Below are 16766 nucleotides of genomic sequence, written 5' to 3'. Positions count from 1 at the left end.
TGCGGAACATGCTCCAGCCGGACGATTGCCGGATTCACGCTGGCCTCACGCTCCTGGGCGTTCTTCCCGTTCGCCGCAGCGGGGGGAAATCGTATGCTGGTGCTGGACGATGCAAGCGCATTCCATCTGGGCCTCGCCGCCGGCGTCGCCTCCATTGTCTCCATCGGCCCGAACAATCTGATGATGATCCGCGAGGGGCTGGTGCGCGGGCGGGTGTTGCTGGTGGCGAGCCTGGTGCTGGTCAGCGAGTGCGCGCTGATCCTTGGCTCCTACGCCATGGCGTCTTCGCTGGTGACGTTCGATGCCCAGTTCCGGCTCGCCTTGTCGTGGGGCGGGCTGCTCGCCATTGGCTGGTTCGCCGTCCAGGCCTTGCGTGCGGCGTTGATGCCCGGCGGCGGCATCCTCGCCGCCCTCAACGAGACCGGCCGCTCTTGTATGCTGCGCGTGCTCGGCGTGGTGTGGCTGAACCCGCTGGCCTATCTCGAACTCTTGCTGATCCCGGCCGCCATCGGCCAGTCGCTGGGCTCGGACGAGGCGCGGCTGCATTTCGTCGCCGGGCTGGTGCTGGCGGATATCGTCGGCTGCTACGGCTATGCCTTCGGCGGGCGCGCAGTCTCCAGCCTGCTCAGGAACGGCTTGAGCGTACGCGTGTTCGACCTCGCCTCCGGGCTGGTGCTCTCCGCCGTGGCGCTCACGCTCGCGGCCAGCATGGTCCATGCCGGCTAGCCATGGGTGCGCCGGCCGCGCAGCGGCCGGACGTCCGGAACCGGTTCCGCCGAAGACCAGACATTGAGGTCGGCGGCCTCGCGACGCGACCGCGGCTTGGGGAGCGGCCCGGCCAACTGGCCCTCGATCTTCGACTTAACGATCGCGGCGAACTGCGCCAGGATCGGCGACAGCGGCCGGTCCCGGCGATGGACGCACAATATACTGCGGATCACCTGCGGCTGAATGAGCCGCCTGATGCGAAGCGGCAAATGTTCCATCGCCCGCCGCGCGGTGATCTCCGGCACCACCGTGGCCAGTTCGCCGTTCGCGACGATATCAAGCAGCGGACCGGGCGCATTGATCTCCAGCGCCAGGCTGATCGAGGTCTGGCACTGGGCGGCGGCGTATTCGAGATCACGCCGGAAGCCGAGGCGCGACTTCGGCAGCACCAGCGGCCGGCCCGCCAACTCGGTGAAGTGCAGCGGCTCGGACGAGCCGGCGCCGGTGTCGCGCTCGACGAAGACGAGTTCCTCGTCGGCAAGCGGCACCGCGGCAACGGCAGCGGGGATGCCCACCGATTGCGTGCCGAAATGCACGATGGCGAGATCGAGCGCCCCGTCGGCGACATGGCGCAGCAGCGTATCGCTCAGTTCCTCCTCCACATGCACCTCCACCTCGGGGTAGCGGATGCGGAAGGCCTGGAGCACGTCGCCGGTCAGCGCGTCGCTGGCGAACGGGTTGAGGCCGACGGACATTTCGTGGATCTGCGTACTGCTCAGCGCATGCGCCTGATGCTCGGCGGTGCGGAAGCTCTCCAGCACCGGCGCGAATAGGCGATACAGTGCACGCCCGGACGGCGTCGGCGAGATGCCGCGCGGCGTGCGCTCGAAAAGTTCGAGCTTGAGCGTGGCTTCGAGCTTCTTGATCTGTGTGCTCACGGCGGGCTGGACGATGTTCAGCTTGGCCGCCGCCCGCGTGACATTGCCTTCCTCGAACACGCAGAGGAAGGTTTCCACCAGCTTGAAATCCACGTCGCTTCCACCCTGCTTGTCCCCGCGTCGTTGCATGGCCGCGCGGGCACTTTGGCGCGGGACCCATAGGCTGCGGGCGGCGCCTTTTCGCCGGCATGTTAGCCCGCAGCGGCAAGGAAGTCTGGAGAATTCCTCGGCATCCGCCGCGGAAAACCCCGATGCGCGATGGTTGCGGTAAAATCGAAGGCCATCAATGCGATGTCGTCCCGGATCGGTGGCATACCACGGCGCAGGCATCATCGGCGCTGATGGCTTTGCATTTCGAGAAACTATTGGCGCCATCGTCTCGTGAGCGGGAAGATGACTGCAATCGGCTTCGTCGCCACGCCTGTCAGCGAATGACGCCGGGACGACAACAATGAGCGTGCCGACGCCATAGGCTGCACGCGCGAATAATAATTCGGGAGGATACACATGCTGCCTCAGGGCATTCGCACCATGGGGCTGCTTGCAGCCCTGTGCATCACCGCCGCGCCGTTCTCGGCGCAGGCGCAGTCGGCCTATCCCTCGCGCCCCATCGACGTCATCGTCCCCTACGGGCCGGGCGGCTCGACCGACGTTTCGACCCGCTTGTTCGCCGATTTCGTCAAGAACAAGCACCAGGTCATCATCAACGTGATCAACAAGCCGGGCGGCGCCACGGTGCCGGCCAATCTCGAAATCTACAAGGCCAAGCCCGACGGCTACACCCTGTTCGCCGACAACACCTCGTCCAACGTCACGCTCGAGATCGTGGTGAAGGACCTGCCGTTCAAGGTCATGGATCGCACCTTCATCGCCGCGCACTCGGCAAGCCCCTACATCATCACCACGCCGGCGGACTCGCCCTACAAGACGCTGAAGGATCTGTTCGACGACCTGAAGAAGAGCCCGGACCAGTTCACCTATGTCTCGGCCGGCGCGCTGGCCAATCATGACGTCATCTTCCGGCAGGCCGCGGCGGCGCTCGACGTCGATCCGCTGAAGGCCAAGCCGATCGTGGTCAGCGGCGCGGCGCAATCCGCCGTCGTCACCGCGCAGGGCAGCGTGAAGATGGGCGGCGGCACGATTGCCTCTCAGCTCACCGCCATCAAGTCCGGCACCATCCGGGCTCTGGCTATCGCCGGCAATGAGCGCTGGAGTGACCTTCCCGACGTTCCCACCACCTCCGAGCTCGGCTTCCCGTCCGTCGTGTTCGACCAGTGGAACGGCCTGTCCGGCCCGCCCAAGCTGCCGCCCGAGGTGGTGAAGACGCTCGAAGGCTATATCCAGGAGATGGTCAAGGATCCGGGCGTCATCGCCCAGCTCAAGACCACCGGGGCCTGGGCGCGCTATGTCGGCTCGGAAGAGCTGCGCAACCAGGTGCAGGCGACCGGCGTGGAAATGCGCAAGCTCTGGAAGTGACACCGCCAATGCCCGTCTGTCGGGCATCGGCTTTCCGATCTTGCGGACCGCCGCGGCGGTCCGCGGGACGGCGGACGACTTAACTCAAAAGACAGCATCAACCCACGCGCGTCATGGGCTCGGCGGCTTTTGTCCGGCCGGCGTCGCGCGAAACCGGGACCATGCCGACATGTCCACGCGACGTACGGTGATGATTGAGAGCGGCGCGGTGCTCGTGCTCGGCGCCATCGGCCTGTGGGGTGGGCTGCACTCCTATCTGGGCATGGATGCGCGCATGCAGTCGTCCATGCTGAAGCCGGGCATCTATGTCTCGGTACTCAGTGCCGGCCTGATGCTGACCGCGCTCATCTATGGCTATCTCGGCGTGCGCGCCGCCGTGCCAAGACGGGTCGAGGCACCGGCCGGAGCGGCGGGCGAACTTGGCGAAGCCGCGGGGCAGGAGAGCTGGGCCGGTGGCATCGTCCTCGTCGTCTTCGGCCTGGTGGCGCTCTATGCCTTCCTGATCTCCCTGGTCGGATATTTGCCGGCAACGCTCTTCTTCCTGCTGGCGCAGTTCCGCGTGCTGGGGGTTCGTTCCTGGCCGGTCAATGTGGCGCTGACCATCGCCGCGACGGCGATGCTCTACGTCGTCTTCATCTATTACGGCGGCCTCGAATTCCCGCATGGAGGTTTACTTGACTGAGCAACCCGACATGCGCGGGCCGTGGAGGTTCTCATGGACCTGATGCTCGGCTTCATGAACGTCCTGAGCCCCGAGAACTTGCTGTACTGCTTCGCGGGCGGCCTGCTCGGAACGCTGGTCGGCGTCCTGCCCGGCCTCGGGCCGGCATCGACCATCGCCATCCTGCTGCCGATCACGGTCTATCTCGACCAGACCGGCTCGATCATCATGCTGGCCGGCATCTATTACGGCGCCCAGTACGGCGGATCGACCACCAGCATCCTCGTCAACATGCCCGGCGAGGTGTCATCGGTCCCGACCTGCTTCGACGGCTACCCGATGACCAAGACCGGGCGCGCCGGGCAGGCGCTGTGGATCGCCGCGGTCGGCTCCTTCATCGCCGGCATCGGCGGCGCCATCGCCGTGACGCTGATTGGGCCTGGCCTCGCGAAATACGCGCTGCGGTTCGGCCCGCCGGAATATTGCGCGCTGCTGGTGCTCAGCCTGACGCTGGTCGTCGGCCTCGCCGGCAGCGGGCTCGCCATCTTCCGGGCACTCGCGGCCTGCCTCGTCGGCATGGTGCTGTCCTGCGTCGGCATCGACCCGCTGGTCGGCACGCCCAGGCTCTATTTCGGCTTCCCCGACCTCATGCAGGGCCTGGAGATCATCCCGCTCACCGTCGGCCTGTTCGGTATCGGCGAGATCATGGCCAATGCCGAGGCCCGCACCGCCAAGATCTACGAGGGCAAGCTCGGGCGCATGATGCCGCGGGGCGCCGAACTGTGGCGTGGACTAGCGGGATCGGTGCGCGGCACGCTGGTCGGCCTGCCGCTCGGCGTGCTGCCGGGGTTCGTCCCGGCGGTGTCGTCCTTCATCGCCTATGATCTGGAGAAGCGCGTCTCCAAGCATCCGGAGAAGTTCGGCACCGGCGTCATCGAGGGCGTGGCCGCGCCGGAAGCGGCCAACAACGCCACCGCGCAGACCGGCTTCATCCCGCTGTTCGCCTTCGGCATCCCGACCAGCGCCTCCACCGCGATCATCCTCGCCGCTCTGATGATCTATGGCCTGCAACCCGGCCCGGCACTGTTCGACACCAACAAGCTGTTCATCTGGACCGTGATCGCCAGCATGTACATCGGCAATGTCATGCTGGTGGTGCTGAACCTGCCTCTGGTCGGGCTGTGGGCCCGCCTCAGCCAGATCCCCTACAAGTATCTCGCCCCGGTCGTGCTCGCGGTCTGCGTGATCGGCGCCTATTCGACGCGCAACTCGATGTTCGATGTCGGCGTCGCGGTGTTCTTCGGCCTCGTCGGCTATCTGATGAAGAAGGTGAACTGGCCGATCGCGCCGCTGATCCTCGGCTTCCTGCTGGCGCCGATGCTGGAGGTCTCGCTGTCGCAATCCCTCAACATGGGCGGCTTCGCGATCTTCTTCAGCCGCCCGATCGCCGCCGGCCTGATCGCACTGACCGTGGCGGCCATGATCGTCTCGATCAGCCTGCTCGGCCGCGTTCCCAAGGAAGTCATCGAGAGCGAGGCCGAGGGATAGGCCAGGCCTCGCACGCTCCCCGCCATTTCACCTGAACACACGCATTATCAAGCAGAGAGACATATGGACAAGGTTCTCGATCAGATCAGCGACTATGCCGTTTCCTTGAACTACAAGGATTTCTCGGCCGAGACGGTGCACGAGATCGTCAAGCGCGTCGTCGATACGTTCGGCTGCGCCATGGGCAGCTATCCGATGGAGCCGCCGCGGATCGCGCGGGCGCACGCCCTGGAGGTGACGTCCACCCCCGGCGCCACCTTGCTCGGCACCCGGCACAAGACCTCGCCGGAGCTCGCTTCCTTCGCCAATGGCGTGATGGCGCGCTATTCGGATTTCAACGACATGGCGGTCGGCAAGAAGGCCGGCCATCCCAGCGACGTCATCCTGCCCATCCTCGCTGCCGCCGAATATGTCGGCGGCAGCATCCAGGATGCCATGGCCGGCATGGTGCTCGCCTATGAATTGCAGGATCGCATGGGCGATTCCTGCGTCGGCGTGCTGGATGGCGGCTGGGACTATGTCATCTACACCGCCGTCGCCACCGCGGCCGGCGCCGGCCGGGCGATGGGGCTCGACAAGGAGCAGATCGCCAATGCCATGGCGATCGCCGTCACCTCCAATGTGGCGACCCACCAGACCCGTCGCGGCGAGCTTTCGATGTGGAAGGGCTGCGCGGCGCCGAACGCGGCGCGCAACGGCGTGTTCGCGGCGATGCTGGCGCGGCGCGGCCTCACCGGTCCGGACGAGGCCTTCGAGGGCATCACCGGCTTCAACAACCAGCTGCGCGTGAAGCTGGAACTGCCGGTGCTGGGCGGGCGCAACGGCCAGTTCACCATCGAGCAGAGCCGCTTCAAGAACTATCCCTGCGATTACGAGGCGCAGTGCTGCGTCACGCCTGCCATGGAACTGCACCAGATCCTCGGCGGCACTTCGGACAATGTCGCGAAGGTCGAGATCGTGACCTACACCCATGCGGTGGAGTGCTCGGCCGACTCGCGCGAGAAGTGGAACCCGACCAGCCGCGAGACCGCCGACCACAGCCTGCCCTATTGCGTCGCCGTCGCGCTCGCCAACGGCACCATCTGGGTCGACGACTTCCTCGAAGAGCGCATCAGCGACCCGAAGATCCATGCCTTGATGCAGAAGATCGAAGTGCGCGCTACCGAAGAGCTCGATAAGACCTGGCCGGAGGCCTACCCCTTCATAGTCACCGTGACCACGAACGCGGGCGAACAGCACACGCGCGAGATCCACTACGCCAAGGGCCACCCCAAGAACCCGATGAACGATCAGGAGATCGCGACCAAGTTCCGCAAGCTGTCGGAATCCGTGCTCGGCTCGGAAGGCGTCGACAAGGCCCTCGACGTGCTGTGGCGCATCGAAAGCCTGCCGAAGATCTCGGACGTGTTCGAGCCCTTCGTGCTCGATGCCTCCAATCCCGCGGCTCGGTCCTGAGCCCACTCGCACATCTGGAAGGAGAGGGTCATGGCTGAATCGCGCATGGCGTGGGACAGGCTGCAATCGTTCATGCAGTCCGTGTTCGAACGGGTAGGCATGCCGCCGGAGGACGCGAAGACCGAAGCGGAGGTGCTGGTCTGGGCCAATCTTCGCGGCGTGGATTCGCACGGCGTGCTGCGCATCGAGTGGTATCTCGAACTGATCGACAAGGGCGTGATGAATATCCGGCCGAACATCCGGCTGGAGAAGGAGACCCCGGCGACCTTCATCATGGATGCCGACCATGCCCTCGGGCCGGTGGTGACGACGCAGGCGATGCGCCTCGCCATGGCGAAGGCGCGTAATGTCGGCATCGGCTGGGGGCTGATCCGCAACACCACGCACCAGGGCGCCATGGGCTACTACCCGCTGATGGCGGCGCAGGAGGGCCTTGCCGGCATCGCCATCGTCAACGGCCCGCCCTCGATGGCGCCGTTCGGCGCAGCGGCGATGGGCGTGCACAACACTCCGGTCGCGATCTGCGTGCCCGGTCGCAACCGCCGCCCGCTGCTGCTGGACATCGCCATGAGTGTCGCCGCCGGCGGCAAGCTGCGCCTCGCCAAGGACCGCAACACGCCGATCCCGATCGAGTGGACGCTCGACAAGAACGGCAAGCCGACCACCGACCCGCATTTGGCCTCGATCCTCTTGCCGATCGCCGGCCCCAAGGGCTCCGGCCTCGCCATCCTGTTCGAGTGCCTGACCGGTCTGATGGTGGGCGATCCGCTACTGGAACCCTCGCTCAAAAAGGAGCCGGGCGCCGACGTCCATCGCCAGCACGGCATCGTCGCCGCCATCGACATCGCCGCCTTCACCGATGTCGAGGCCTATCGCGACCATGCCGACGGCATCATCGACGAACTCAAGAAGCTGCCGCGGGCCGAGGGGCATTCGCAGATCCTGGTTCCCGGCGAACTCGAGGACCTGACGCACGACGAGCGCGTGCGAGACGGCATTCCCCTGCCGGATGGTACGGTGGAAAAGCTCAAGATCGCGGCGCAGCGTTTCGACGTGCCGCTTCCCGACTTCGTCTCGTAATCGAGGGCCATGCCGTGACTGCTCGTCATCTCGCCGCGCGCGCCAGGCTGCGCGACATCTTCAAGGGTGATCGCAGCGTCACCATGGCCTCGGTCTATGACCCGGTCTCGGCCCGCATCGCGCAGCATCTCGGCTGCGAGGTGGGGCTGATGGGCGGCTCGCTGGCCTCGCTCGCCGTGCTGGGGGCGCCGGACATCATCCTCGTCACTTTGACCGAGATGGCCGAGCAGGTGCGGCGCGTGACCCGGGCCTTCGACCTGCCGCTGGTGGTCGACGGCGACCATGGCTACGGCAATGCGCTGAACGCCATCCGCACCATCGAGGAACTGGATGCGGCAGGCGCGGCGGCGATCTCGATCGAGGACACGGTGCTGCCGCGCGCCTATGGGGCGTCGGATACCCTGCAACTGCTCTCCATCGAGGAGGCCTCGGGCAAGATCAGCGCGGCGGTCTCCGCGCGCGGCGATAACGGCCCGCTGGTGCTCGGGCGGACCAGTTCGGCGGTCATCAGCGGGGTCGACGATGCCATTGCTCGGCTGACGGCCTATGAGCGCCTCGGCGTCGACGGGCTGATGATTGCAGGCATACGCTCGCGGGAGGATCTGGACCGGATGTCGGCCGCCACCCGCCTGCCGCTGGTGGTCGGCGGTATGCCGCTGTCCATGTACGACCGCGACTATCTCAATTCGCGGCGCGCGCGGCTGTGGAACAGCGGGCACCAGACGGTGGATGTCGGCATTCAGGCGATGTTCGAGGCAATGAAGGCGGTCCACGAAGGCGCGCTGGCGCCAAATCTGCCCGGTCTCGCCACCAGGGCGACCATGGCGGTCGCCACCGCCGAGCACGACTACGCCGCACGCATTCGCGCTTTCCTGGCGCCCAAGGTGCATTGAGGGCGCCCGCGAAGATACGGCCCCGGTGAGTTTCCGGGGCCGTTTGAGGTGTCGGCGGCGGGGGGCCTTGCCGGCTTGGGAGTTCGGCAGATTGTCTTGGCATCCCGACGCCGATCAGAGCGCTTCCGGCGTCACACGCTGTCCACGGCCTCTTCCATCTGCTGGCTCAGCACGTCGCGGCCCTTGATCATGTCTTCGAGCGAGCCGAACGCGTTCATGTAGTGTCCCTGGAAGCCGAGCTTGTCGAGCCGGCGGAACAGGTCCACGAAGTCGAAATCGCCCTCGCCGGGACTGAGATGGATCTCCTTGCCGTTGCGCCAGCAGTCGGCGAGGCGCACCTCGTCGCAGCGCGCAATGTCCATGCCGCCCAGGAAGCCATCGACGCCATCGGGCACCAGATGGGCATGGTTGGCCGTGAAGGCCCAGCGGATGCTGGTGTCCTTCACTGCGTCGAAGAAGAACTGGGTCTCTTCGAGATTGAAGGCGAGGTAATGCACCTCGGCATCATCCGGCTCGACATTCATGTTCTCGAGCAGCAGCGTAACGCCGAGCTTGTCGGCGTGGTCGGCGAGCATGTGCAGCCGGTCGACCGCCGCCTTGCGGCGCAGCTGGTAGTCGGAGGTGAAGTGGTAGCCGGCATGCACCACCATCCAGCCGCCGCCCAGCCGCTTGCAGGCTTCGAGATGGCCGAGCAGATAGCGGTCGACGCCGTCCCGCACATGCGGGGCGATCTCGGCGACATTCACCGCCGACATGGTGTGGATGCCGACATGGATGTCGTTCGCCTCGCACGTCTCGCGGATCTTGGCGACACGGGCATCGGTGAGGCTTTCCACGGCGTTCGGGGCGACGTCGATCTTCAGGTCGAGATAGCGCACCTGATGTTCGATTGCCGCTGCGAGGCCGTCCTCGATCTTGTTGCGCTGGCCGAGGTCGAGGCCAATCCTGTCGCGCAGGCTCATCTGATGGACTCCTGAAGCTGGGTTGTCAGTTGGTGATTTCGTGCGCGCCGCTGGGCTCGGCGGCCTCGCGGGGCGGCGTCTCGACGCCCTTCCTGCGCAGCCGCAGGAAGATGGAAAGCCCGACGAAGAAGACGGTGAGGAACAGCAGGCCGGCGGAGACCGGATCCTGCAGGAAGATCATCGGGTCGCCATAGCTCAGATCGATCGAGCGGCGGTAATTGCGCTCGACGATGCCGCCGAGCACCAGCGCCAGCACCAGCGGCAGGATCGGGAATCCCAGCACGCGCATGACGTAGCCGATGACGCCGGCGCTCAGCACGATCCAGATGTCGGAGATGCTGGCGTTCAGCGAATAGATGCCGGAGGAGATCAGGCAGATGATGCCGGCGGTCAGATACGCCTTCGGCCGGTTCACCAGCCAGATGCAGGGCGGCAGCATGATGACGCCGAGCAGTAGCTGGGAAATATTGGCGACGAACAAGCCGCCGAACAGCCCGTAGACGAACTCCGGATTCTTGCTCAGCAGCAGCGGCCCTGGCTCCAGGCCGTGGAGGATGAGACCGCCGAGCAGCACCGCGGTCGAGCCTGAACTCGGAATGCCGAAGGTGAGCGTCGGGATCAGCGCGGTGGCGGCGACCGTGTTGTTGGCGGCCTCCGGCGCGGCGATGCCTTCGGGCGAGCCCTTGCCGAACTCCTCCGGATGCTTCGACCAGCGCTTCGCTTCATTGTAGGAGAGGAACGAAGCCAGCGTGGAGCCGCCGCCCGGGGTGAGGCCGTCGAGCGTTCCGATGGCGGTGCCGATGAAGGTCGGCAGCGAGATGCGCCGCCACAGCTTCAGGCTCGGCAGTACGATGCGGGTGCCGCTCGAGGCCTTTTCCCAGTTCTTCTGGTTGGCCTGCATGAACAGTTCGGTGATGGCGAACATGCCCATCATGATCAGGATGGGCTCGATGCCGCCGAGCAGTTCCACATTGCCGAAGGTGAAGCGCTGCACCCCGGAGAGCGGATCGACGCCGATGGTGGCGATGGCGAGGCCGATCGTCGCCGACAGGAAGCCCTTGACGATCGCGCCTTCCGACAGCGCCGCGATGAGGCTGAGGCCGAACACGCCGAGCGCGAAATAGGCCGGCGCGGTGAAGAACAGCGAGACATGCGAGAGCGGTTCGGTGAGCGCCACCACCAGCACCATGCCGATGAGGCCGCCGACCACGCCCGCCATCAGCGAGATGCCGAGCGCCTCGCCGCTCTTGCCCTGGCGGTGCATCTCGTAGCCGTCGAGCACCGTGGTCACCGCCGCGCTGGTGCCCGGCGTGCGGATGAGAATGGCCGGGATCGATCCGCCATATTCCGCCCCGACATAGGTGGAGGCGAGCAGGATGATCGCCATCGTCGGGTTCATGCCGAAGGTGAGCGGCAGCAACAGCGCCATGGTGATGGAGGCCGACAGGCCGGGCAGCGCGCCGCCGACGATCCCCCAGGCCACGCCGAACATGGCGTAGAACACCGCCGGGGTCGTGACCAAAGTCTGGAGGGCAATTTCCAAGCCGTTCATTCTCGTTATCCGGTATCAGGTGCGAGTAATAAGCGGGATCGGCAGGGCACCTGGCCCTGCCGGCTCAGACGGACATCGTCAGCGTGAGCGGCGTGAGGTCGCTCAGGCGTTCCCAGAAGCCGACCGGCATGTGGATGCCGAGGAACTGCACGAAGAACAGCCAGAACAGCAGTGCACCGCAGATGGAGGCGGTCACCGACTTCCAGGTCAGCGGAATACCCTGGTAGGTCACCACGGCGAAGATCAGGAAGGCGAGCGCCACCGGGTAGCCGAAGGTGCCGAGCGCCAGCAGGAACAGCGCCACGATCACCAGCAGCCCAAGGGCCGCGCGGTGCTTGGGCCAATCGGCGAGGGCGCTGGGGCCCTCGTCGTCCTTGGCGCCGGCCGTGGCCTGCTGGGCCGAAGCCCGCCACACCGCCTGCGCGATCAGCAGCACCGAGAAGAACGCACCGATCATGCCGATGAGCTCGGGGAAGGCCGACGCGGTCACGCTGGTGTCGAGCGCGCTGGTCGGAAAGTGCGTCGCGACGACATAATAGCCGACCGACAGGGTGAAGAGCACGCCACCGCTGATGATGTCCTTAAGCATCTCGCCGCAATCCTCTACTTGAGAAGCCCGATCTGCTTGAAGAAGCTGGTGAGATCCGCGGCGTACTTATTCGTCACCTCGTCATATTGCTTGGCATCCCAATAGGCGGGAAGCTGGCCGTTCTTGACGAGCTGCGCCTTGTACTCGGGGTCCTGCAGCACTAGCTTGATGGCCTGTTCCCAAGCCGTGACGACTTCGGGCGGCAGGCCCTTGGCGCCGACGATGCCGCGGAACTGGTTGACCACGACATCCGTGCCCTGTTCCTGCGCGGTGGGGATGTTCTCGTAGCCCGGGATACGCTGCTGGGTGAGCGCGGCGAGGATGCGCACCTTGCCGGCTTCGACCTGCGAGGCGACTTCCTGGATATCCGAGGTGCCCGCATCGACCGCGCCGCTGAGCACGCTGATCAGCAACTGGCCGCCGCTGTCGTGCGTCGCCACCACCATCTCAAGCTTGTTGAGGCGCTTGAACGTCTCCACCGCCATGCGGTCCGGCGAGGAGGCGGTGGCGGAGCCGAACTTCAGCTTGCCGGGATTCTTGCGCGCATAATCGACGACGTCGCCGAGCGTCTTGAACGGGCTGTCGGTGCGCACATAGAACACCGGGGCATCGACGAGCACGTTCGCGATCGGCTGCAGGTCCTTCAAGGTGAAGGGCGGCGTGCTGAGCACCGAGGTGATGATGTGCTGGGTATTGCCGCCATAAAGCAGCGAGCCATCCTTCGGCCCGTCCATGATGCGGCGTATCGCATTGGTGCCACCGCCGCCGGTGACATTCTCGACCACGAGATTGATGCCCCAGCGCGGACCCAGCACCTTCACCAACTGGCGCAGGAACACGTCGCCGCCGCCGCCGGGTCCCGAACTGCTGAGCAGCGTGACGGTCTTGACCGGATAAGCCGGGTATTTGGCGTCCTGCGCGGAAGCTGTCCCGGCGAGGCCCAGCCCAAGGCTGAACATGGCGGTGAACGCCAGGATGGCTCTTCTGCCACTCAACATGCTCGTTTCTCCCATTTCGGCCCGCTCTTTCGCGGCGCGCATATTCGTTTGCCGGCTCATTGGCGTGAGTCGCGGGCTCGGACGGCTGCAAAGACTGCCGTTGGTTTCCCGCTTTTTGTCAACAAAATATGTCCGGTGGCCAATTCTCCCAACGACATCGGCGCCTTGTACGGATCAAATATCGTTGGTATTGTTAGGTATGGCGCACATCAGGTGTCGTCATTACGGCGGAGTTGAAAAATTTTGTCAACAATAGAGATGGTCGGTTCGATCGGAACCCATGTCGACCGCATCTTCGCCGCCATCGAGAACGACATTGTCAGCGGCCAGTTGCCGATGGGCTCGAAGCTCGGCGAGGAAGTGCTGGCGCAACGTTTCGGCGTTAGCCGCGGCCCGCTGCGCGAAGCTCTGCGTCGCCTTGAAGGGCGCGGGCTCGTGGTGCGTGCCGCCCATGCCGGCGTGCGGGTGGTGTCGCTCTCGCGCAAGGCGCTGCTCGAGCTTTACGAGATGCGCGAGCTGCTGGAGGGGCTGGCGGCGCGGCTCGCCGCCCGCAACATGTCCAAAGACGAGGTTGACGGGCTCTACGCGCTGCTGGAGGCCGATCTCAACACCGGACTGCGCGGTGACGCCTATCCGCTGGTGTTCGGCGACGCCGACTTTCACTTCCGCATCGCGGAAGGCAGCAAATCGGCACGGCTCCAGCAATTGCTGTGCGGCGACCTCTATTCGCTGATCCGCCTGTGCCGGTTCAAGACCGCGCACGTGCCCGGCCAGATGAAGTCCTATCGCGATCACCAGCGCATCGTCGAGGCGATCCAGGACGGCGACGAGGAACTGGCCGAGGTGCTGATGCGCCGGCACATCGCGGCTGCGCGCAAGCGCTTCATCGCCACCCCGTTCGACGAATCGGCCGGCGTCGACGATGCCATCACCCAGGCTGGCTTCGTCTGAGAGCGTACTTTGTCAACAAAATTGGCGCGTATGCGGCTCCATATGCACGCGTAGGCCGATAAAGGACAAATCTTGTTGACAATGCGTCTCGCGTCCTTTTGGCTTCGCCGCAACGAGACAAGAGCGCAGACGCCAGTTTCACACGAGCCAGCTCAAGCAAGATCAGGAGGATCGCCCGTGAAGAAGAAGCTCATCATCAATGTCCGGCTGAACGAATGGGAAATGCGGGGACCGAACAACAACATCCCCTATACGCCCGACGAGATCGCCGACGATGCTTATGAATGCTACCAGGCCGGCGCCAATCTGGTGCATGTCCACGCCCGCGGCCCGAACGGCGAGAAGAGCCACAGCCCGGAAGTCTATGCCGAGATCACCCACAAGATCCGCGAGCGCTGCGATATCCTGATCCACACCACGCTTGGCAATGTGTATCTCGAGGGTGATGCCAAGACCCGCATCAAGCATGTCGAGGCGGCGATGCCCGACATCGCGACCATCGATATCGGCTCGACGAACATGGACAAGTTCGATCGCCCGACCATGCAGTTCGAGACCACCAAGCAGCTCTACGCCAACACCATCGAGAGCTGCATGTATTTCGCCAACATCATGAAGGAGATCGGCGTCAAGCCGAGCCTCGGCCTGTGGAACGTCTCCTTCATGCGCACCGCCGGCGTCTTCCTTGATCTCGGCCTCTTGGATTCGCCGGCGCTTGCCATCATTCCGCTGAGCGGCGGCGACCTCATCGCCGGCCACGATGCGACGCCGGACGGCTTGCGCGCCTTCTTCCATGCCGAGCCGTCGAACGATCGGCTGCAATGGTGCGTGTGCAGCAAGTACGCCAACATCTTCCCGATGGCGGCGGTTGCCATCGCGCACGGCCAGCACGTGGCGCCCGGCCTCGGCGACTACCAGTATCCGGAGCTCGGCTGCCCGACCAATGCCGAGCTGACCCATCGCATCGCCAACATGGCGCGCGACATGGATCGCGAGATCGCGACTCCGGCCGAACTGCGGCAGATGCTCAACATGCCGGCGCAGCCGCGCGCCGTGGCGAGCGCCGCGCAATAGGTCTCCCGACACATCGCCGCGCCGGCAACATCCGGCGTGGCGGTATTCTCCGGACACCCCGCAGGAGCCGTCATGGCTGTCGAAATGCCGGCGCGCCGGCTTGGGCGAAGCGGCCTCGTTGCCTCGCGCCTCGTGCTTGGTGCAATGAATTTCGGCGCCCGCACGGATGAGGCGGAATCGCTGCGCATCATCGCCGCCGCTGCGGATGCCGGGGTGAATTTCCTCGATACCGCCGACACCTATGCGGGCGGGCGTTCGGAAGAGATCGTCGGTGCCGCGATCTCCGGCAACCGCAGTTCATGGATCCTCGCCACCAAGGTCGCCAATCGCAACGGGCCTGGGAAGAATGATGGCGGGCTTTCGCGCAAATGGATGCTTCATGAGGTCCATCAGAGCCTCAGGCGGCTGAAGACCGACTTCATCGACATTCTCTATCTTCACACCGAGGATGCCGAGACCCCGATGGAAGAGACGGTCCGCGCGCTCGCGCAATTGCAGCGCGACGGCGCCATTCGCTATTTCGGAGTGTCGAACCACAGCGCCTGGCGGATCGCCGTGCTGTGCGCGCTTTGCGATGAAGAGGGCATCGGCCGTCCGGTGGTGGCGCAGCCGCTCTATCACGCACTGGATCGCGCGATCGAAGTCGAGTTGCTGCCGGCCTGCGCCCATCTCGGCATCGGCGTTGCCGTGTACAGCCCGACCGCGCGGGGCATTCTATCCGGCAAATACAGCCTCGACGCCCCGCCGCCTGCGGACAGTCGCGTTGCGGTCGGCGACCGACGCATCCTGGAATCCGCCTATCGGCCGGAGATGGTGGAAGCCGCCGCGCGGGTCGCCGCCTATGCCGCCTCGCGCGGCGTCGAGCCGACAGCCTTTGCCATCGCCTGGGTGCTGGCCAACCGGAACATCACCTCCGCCATTGTCGGCCCCCGGACCATGGAGCAATGGCAGAGCTACCGGAAGGCGATGGAGGTCGACTGGACCTCCGAGGATGAAGCGGCGATCGACCGGATCGTGCCGCGGGGAGGGAGTGCCACTCCCAATGCGGTCGATCCGAAGTTCCCGGTCTTGGGCCGCTCCATCGATTGATGTGCCACCTGGGCTATTCGAGGAATGCCTCGATCAGGCTGGCAAACTCGTTCGGCCGCTCGACATTCGACATATGCGCGGCATCGAGCCGGGCGATGAGCGCCCCGGGGATGCGCGCATGGATGAACTCGCCGGCGGCCGGCGGCGTCGACGGGTCCTTGTCGCCGACAATGACGAGTGCCGGGTGCTGGATCGCGGCGAGCCCGTCGCGCAGATCGAGGTCGCGGATCGCGGCGCAGCAGCCGGCATAGCCGTCCACCGGCGTTGCCGCCACCACCGCGCGAATGCCGGCCACGATGTCGGGCTCCCGCGCGCGGAACCCGGCAGGGAACCAGCGCTCCACCGTCGGCGTGGCGAGCGCTTCCATGCCGCGCGTGCGGGCCGTGGCGATGCGCTCGTCCCACAATTCGCGCGGTGGCATGTGGGCCGCGGTGTTGGCCAGCACCAGCCGCCGCATCCGTTCGGGCGCGTGCATGGCGAGCCACATCCCGGTCATGCCGCCCATCGAAATGCCGCACCAGTCGGCACGCGCGATGCCGAGGTGGTCCATCAGCGCGATCACGTCGTGCCCTAAAATGTCGATGGAATAGTCGCCGCCGGTCGCGCTGCTGCGGCCGTGGCCGCGCTGGTCGTAGCGCACCACGCGGAAGCGCGTCGCCCAGCGCGGCGCCTGCCGGTCCCACATCGAGATGTCGGCGGCCAGCGAATTGGAGAGGATGAGGGCGGGCGCGCCGGCCTCGCCCTCGACGGTGTAATGAAGGCTCCAGCCTTCCATCGGGCAGAACGGCATAG

The 16766-nt window shown here is 65.5% G+C and carries 16 protein-coding genes; 10 read left to right on the top strand and 6 right to left on the bottom strand.

The annotated features are described in order from the left end of the window. Positions 1 to 93 precede the first annotated feature (93 nt). Entirely contained in the window at positions 94 to 726 is a 633-nt protein-coding gene (locus tag G3545_RS12805; protein WP_170013117.1) for a LysE family transporter, read from the top strand. Here G3545_RS12805 and G3545_RS12800 read toward each other — a convergent pair. After that, positions 723 to 1739, bottom strand: coding sequence for a LysR family transcriptional regulator (locus tag G3545_RS12800; protein WP_170013115.1), 1017 nt, complete (start codon positions 1737 to 1739; stop codon positions 723 to 725). The genes G3545_RS12805 and G3545_RS12800 overlap by 4 nt on opposite strands. Positions 1740 to 2153: 414 nt before the next feature. Between G3545_RS12800 and G3545_RS12795 the strand changes: the two genes are divergently transcribed. The 6 genes from G3545_RS12795 to G3545_RS12770 all read left to right on the top strand — a co-directional run bounded on the left by G3545_RS12795 (position 2154) and on the right by G3545_RS12770 (position 8759). Next, positions 2154 to 3122 carry a tripartite tricarboxylate transporter substrate binding protein gene (locus tag G3545_RS12795; RefSeq protein WP_170013113.1) on the top strand — a complete coding sequence of 323 codons (969 nt, stop codon included), beginning with the start codon at positions 2154 to 2156 and terminating at the stop codon, positions 3120 to 3122. A gap of 169 nt (positions 3123 to 3291) precedes the next feature. After that, the gene (locus G3545_RS12790) at positions 3292 to 3804 is read left to right on the top strand and encodes a tripartite tricarboxylate transporter TctB family protein (protein ID WP_170013111.1); all 513 of its coding nucleotides are present in this window, start codon (positions 3292 to 3294) and stop codon (positions 3802 to 3804) included. A 33-nt stretch (positions 3805 to 3837) separates the two neighbouring features. Then, positions 3838 to 5331: a tripartite tricarboxylate transporter permease gene (locus G3545_RS12785; RefSeq protein ID WP_170013109.1), complete on the top strand. Its 1494-nt coding sequence runs from the start codon at positions 3838 to 3840 to the stop codon at positions 5329 to 5331. A gap of 63 nt (positions 5332 to 5394) precedes the next feature. After that, positions 5395 to 6786 carry an MmgE/PrpD family protein gene (locus G3545_RS12780; protein ID WP_170013107.1) on the top strand — a complete coding sequence of 464 codons (1392 nt, stop codon included), beginning with the start codon at positions 5395 to 5397 and terminating at the stop codon, positions 6784 to 6786. A gap of 30 nt (positions 6787 to 6816) precedes the next feature. After that, entirely contained in the window at positions 6817 to 7866 is a 1050-nt protein-coding gene (locus G3545_RS12775; RefSeq protein WP_170013105.1) for an Ldh family oxidoreductase, read from the top strand. A 14-nt stretch (positions 7867 to 7880) separates the two neighbouring features. Next, a complete protein-coding gene (locus tag G3545_RS12770; RefSeq protein WP_170013103.1) occupies positions 7881 to 8759 on the top strand; it encodes an isocitrate lyase/PEP mutase family protein in 879 nt (292 codons plus the stop codon). Between the two features lie 131 nt (positions 8760 to 8890). Here G3545_RS12770 and G3545_RS12765 read toward each other — a convergent pair whose 3' ends face one another. The 4 genes from G3545_RS12765 to G3545_RS12750 all read right to left on the bottom strand — a co-directional run bounded on the left by G3545_RS12765 (position 8891) and on the right by G3545_RS12750 (position 12860). Then, positions 8891 to 9721, bottom strand: a complete 831-nt coding sequence (locus G3545_RS12765; protein ID WP_170013101.1) for a sugar phosphate isomerase/epimerase family protein — start codon at positions 9719 to 9721, stop codon at positions 8891 to 8893. Between the two features lie 25 nt (positions 9722 to 9746). Then, positions 9747 to 11273 carry a tripartite tricarboxylate transporter permease gene (locus tag G3545_RS12760; RefSeq protein WP_170013099.1) on the bottom strand — a complete coding sequence of 509 codons (1527 nt, stop codon included), beginning with the start codon at positions 11271 to 11273 and terminating at the stop codon, positions 9747 to 9749. A gap of 64 nt (positions 11274 to 11337) precedes the next feature. Next, positions 11338 to 11862 carry a tripartite tricarboxylate transporter TctB family protein gene (locus G3545_RS12755; RefSeq protein WP_170013097.1) on the bottom strand — a complete coding sequence of 175 codons (525 nt, stop codon included), beginning with the start codon at positions 11860 to 11862 and terminating at the stop codon, positions 11338 to 11340. Positions 11863 to 11876: 14 nt separating this feature from the next. Beyond that, a complete protein-coding gene (locus G3545_RS12750; protein ID WP_170013095.1) occupies positions 11877 to 12860 on the bottom strand; it encodes a tripartite tricarboxylate transporter substrate binding protein in 984 nt (327 codons plus the stop codon). A gap of 258 nt (positions 12861 to 13118) precedes the next feature. Here G3545_RS12750 and G3545_RS12745 point away from each other — a divergent pair, with 258 nt between their 5' ends. The 3 genes from G3545_RS12745 to G3545_RS12735 all read left to right on the top strand — a co-directional run bounded on the left by G3545_RS12745 (position 13119) and on the right by G3545_RS12735 (position 15974). After that, positions 13119 to 13811 carry a GntR family transcriptional regulator gene (locus G3545_RS12745; RefSeq protein ID WP_170013093.1) on the top strand — a complete coding sequence of 231 codons (693 nt, stop codon included), beginning with the start codon at positions 13119 to 13121 and terminating at the stop codon, positions 13809 to 13811. Positions 13812 to 13988: 177 nt separating this feature from the next. After that, positions 13989 to 14885, top strand: a complete 897-nt coding sequence (locus G3545_RS12740; protein ID WP_170013091.1) for a 3-keto-5-aminohexanoate cleavage protein — start codon at positions 13989 to 13991, stop codon at positions 14883 to 14885. 72 nt (positions 14886 to 14957) lie between these two features. Further along, positions 14958 to 15974 (top strand): aldo/keto reductase, encoded by a 1017-nt coding sequence (locus G3545_RS12735; protein WP_246702812.1) that lies wholly within the window; start codon positions 14958 to 14960, stop codon positions 15972 to 15974. Positions 15975 to 15987: 13 nt separating this feature from the next. Here G3545_RS12735 and pcaD read toward each other — a convergent pair whose 3' ends face one another. Continuing rightward, positions 15988 to 16764: a 3-oxoadipate enol-lactonase gene (gene pcaD, locus G3545_RS12730; RefSeq protein ID WP_170013089.1), complete on the bottom strand. Its 777-nt coding sequence runs from the start codon at positions 16762 to 16764 to the stop codon at positions 15988 to 15990. Positions 16765 to 16766 lie beyond the last annotated feature (2 nt).

Origin of the sequence: Starkeya sp. ORNL1 (assembly GCF_012971745.1) — a bacterium.
In the GTDB taxonomy this organism is placed as follows: domain Bacteria; phylum Pseudomonadota; class Alphaproteobacteria; order Rhizobiales; family Xanthobacteraceae; genus Ancylobacter.
This window is presented reverse-complemented; position numbering and strand designations above follow the sequence as displayed.